The organism is Nostoc sp. CHAB 5836 (assembly GCF_020829445.1).
GTDB lineage: Bacteria > Cyanobacteriota > Cyanobacteriia > Cyanobacteriales > Nostocaceae > Nostoc.
Window position 1 is genome coordinate 1 of record NZ_JAIVFV010000342.1, and the last position, 3,118, is coordinate 3,118.

4 protein-coding genes are annotated in these 3,118 nt (G+C 42.0%); 1 reads left to right on the top strand and 3 read right to left on the bottom strand.

The features are described from left to right. Positions 1–334 precede the first annotated feature (334 nt). Both LC605_RS32090 and LC605_RS32095 read right to left on the bottom strand, forming a co-directional pair. A complete protein-coding gene (locus LC605_RS32090) occupies positions 335–874 on the bottom strand; it encodes a hypothetical protein (RefSeq protein WP_229551412.1) in 540 nt (179 codons plus the stop codon). A 21-nt stretch (positions 875–895) separates the two neighbouring features. Continuing rightward, complete coding sequence (locus tag LC605_RS32095) at positions 896–1,444, bottom strand: GNAT family N-acetyltransferase (protein ID WP_229551413.1); 549 nt, start codon at positions 1,442–1,444, stop codon at positions 896–898. A gap of 556 nt (positions 1,445–2,000) precedes the next feature. Here LC605_RS32095 and LC605_RS32100 point away from each other — a divergent pair. Then, entirely contained in the window at positions 2,001–2,555 is a 555-nt protein-coding gene (locus LC605_RS32100) for a hypothetical protein (protein WP_229551414.1), read from the top strand. 86 nt (positions 2,556–2,641) lie between these two features. On the opposite strand, the gene LC605_RS32105 is transcribed toward LC605_RS32100, so the two are convergent. Beyond that, complete coding sequence (locus LC605_RS32105) at positions 2,642–3,043, bottom strand: tyrosine-type recombinase/integrase (protein WP_267868734.1); 402 nt, start codon at positions 3,041–3,043, stop codon at positions 2,642–2,644. Between the last annotated feature and the right edge of the window lie 75 nt (positions 3,044–3,118).

Genomic DNA, 3,118 nt, shown 5'->3' on the forward strand with positions numbered 1-3,118 from the left:
ACTGTCAGAACCTTTATACTGCGAGCAATACGTTAAAAAAAACCTTGTGGTAAACCTTAAAGGAATTTTTAGGACTTATTGTTTTTGCCAAACCTCAGAGAACAGCGAGTTAATGGTGCAAGCGTCACCAACCCACTCTCGTAAATTGGCGAAGGTATTGTTATAAAGAGAATATTTCTATTTTACCTTATTAATATACTTAATGAGAGTTATTATACCAGATAGATTTAGTTCTCATGGATGTGGCTAAGAGCGATGTAGAGTAACCTCTGCTCCTGCGGTCGCCCCTTTGATGAATTTGCTTGAATTTGACGCGATATTATTGTTATTATATTTACGCAGAAAGTTTTCCGGAAAAATTCACCTGTGACATAACTTGTGTGCGTATTGAATTAGCAGCCTTCTCTGCAATTTCTTCTCTATCAGCATCAGTAAGAACTACTGCAAGTAGCGATTTGAGAGCTTCGCGGTTAGATATAAACTCCTCACCGTATAAATCATCTTGCAACAAAGTAGCTTCCAAGTGAGGTATTAACTCAGGCGTAGGAGATAGCAACCGCTCTTTAATACGTGTTCTTGCAGTTTCTGTCGCAGAAGTTGTACCTATACCTAAATCCCATGTTTCAATTATTAGCCTGACTTCGCGGTTGAGAGATACACGCAGCGTTGATAGGCGACCAAATAAAGGAAGGTTGAGCATTAAAGGTGGTAATGCATTACCCCAATCCAAACCAGCGCCAATCGTGCAATTTGCTTCATCTTCGATGCAAACAGCCTCTTCGAGCCATCCTTCACCAAAAAGTAAATCTATAGCTTCTTGGGTTGTTATTGACTCGTTTGCCTCAGAATTATCCTTTTGCTGTTGATGATTCATAAATTTTTACCCGATCAGCCCTTATCTTGGTCTCAATACACCATACTCAAAGTAGACTAAATTTTCATATTCTTCTTCCGAACCGCAGTTCAACATATTTTGTTTTTCATAAAATCCTTCAGACCTTGGTAAGGAATGCAACCCAATTCTACCTTCATACCCAAGCTCAACACTTCTAATTCTTGCGAAATTTAATAGTGCTTGACCAACACCTTTGAATTGAGGCGGGCGTTGAATCTCGATTCGGTTAGTGGGGGCAGTGGCAATACCATCAACATAAACTAGCCTCTTACCAATATTTAACCGAGAACCGTGCATTTGCGTTTCTATTATCATTAATCCTTGAGTTTTGTTTTCGCACTCAATTGCGTAACCTTCAAGATTTTCTTGATTGGCAATATATCTTAATTTAAATATCCAGTCCCAGTATTTATCTTCTTGACTAAATAACCTTAAGCTTTCTACCCAATCATTAACATAATCATCAACATGTCTTTGGACTAAATCTACCAAATAGGCTTCAACAGATGTATTATCAACACCTCTTTTTAACTCGATTTTTCGCTGCACCTAAAGCTCCTAATTGTCAACTGATTATTAAAGCTTGTGACTGCTATTTGACTGGTAGATAAAAGAGTAAATGTGAATGCGTATATCAATAGCTTGATGCCAACCAGCTAGCACAGCATCATCTGAAATGTCTCCAATAACTACCAAGCCAATCTCTTTCGGATAGTGCGCTTATGTATCGGCACTAGGGAGTAATGAGTATACGGACAGCGAGGGGAAGTGCGTCAACGCTACCTTTGAAGGTCAACACGCCAAGTCTAAATAGCAAGTGCGATGGCGTAACCGCCTGCTGGAAGCGATCGCTCTAGTAATAACGTAGCGTGTGCGCGGCGTACAGGCAAGCAAGCGATTTATGGACGGATGCCTGGAGCGGGGTAAAGCATCTAATAGAAATTGTTGGACTTTATTATTTATTGTTGAACTTTTTTATTCCTCTACAGCAGATTGTGTCTAAATGTAACAATCTTGAAAATCTGGACACAATTAATACTCAGTAAATTATAGCTTTGCGCCAAACCTTTTACAATCAATATGTCGATATCAAAAATGATATCAAATGCCTGACCAAAAGTCCCCACCAAGCGAGATGATTCGTGTGCCCGTTCCACTAATTAAGGTGGTTCGGCGACTATCAAAACTACACAGGCAAGGGCATACAATTCCCTTGCTGCAAGCCTTAGAGGAATTACTAATAAAATTTGATATCAATAATGATATCGATGTAACAGCAGGCAGTAAATCAGTCAAACAGCTAGAGAAAAAGCTGGAGAAACTGGAATCCCATCTTGCCGATCAAGGCTCCTTGGTGGAAACAAAACTTGAAGCTATCACCAAAAAGCTGGAGCTAATCGAACGGGCGATCGCCTCTGGGAGATTGGGCAACAACAAGCCGCGAAGACAAGTGCACCCGTACCAACAAACACAAGTTGAATTACAACCCAGGACAAACGAAAGTCTTGCCCCAAGACTCGGTGTTAGCCCCCAAAGCCTGATTGCTGAAAGAGAAAACAAGAGCGCCAAAGAATTTTTGAGTTGGTCACGTAACCGCGATCCAATGAGCGTGGGTTGGGAATGGAATGCTCTTGACGAACTGTATCATCCGCTCAGGTGACGCAAGCGTTCACATTTCTGGGGTAGTGGCGCGATGGGCTACGTGGCGATCGCCGCTAATTTCTAATCGGGGCATGTCTCAAAGTCTCAGCGATATCGTTTGAGATTAAGAGAGCTAGCTTCATCTTCACCCACGTGTAGATAGTTGTCTATCGTGATTTTCCCTGACGAGTGTCCCAGCGTTTTGGTGATGATGTGAATAGGCGTGTTTTTAGCAGCGTGGGTGGCGTGGCTGTGCCGCAACCAGTGTGGGGAGGGGATGCGACTTAACCCTGCTACTTCGGCAATGGATTTGATGATGCGGCGGATGTGGCGATCGCAAATGGGTTCACCCGTTTTTTGGCTTGTGAAAAGCGGCTCGGTTTTGTTGGGAGCATGTTGTCGATTAGCCAAAAGGTATTGGTAAAGTTCTATTGGTATGGGAACATCGCGCTCCTGGCAAAAAAAGGTGCGATGCCTGCGGCGGGCTACGCCTACGCTAAAAATCAAATCTAAGTGGTAAGTAATTTTATTTACATAAACTATATTAGTTTACACAAAAAGTCACCATATGTTCCGTCATTC

What these genes read in the sequence shown, in the direction of transcription:
- LC605_RS32090 (WP_229551412.1), bottom strand. Translation starts at nt 874, where the DNA reads ATGAATCATCAACAGCAAAAGGATAATTCTGAGGCAAACGAGTCAATA.
- LC605_RS32100 (WP_229551414.1), top strand. Translation starts at nt 2,001, where the DNA reads ATGCCTGACCAAAAGTCCCCACCAAGCGAGATGATTCGTGTGCCCGTT.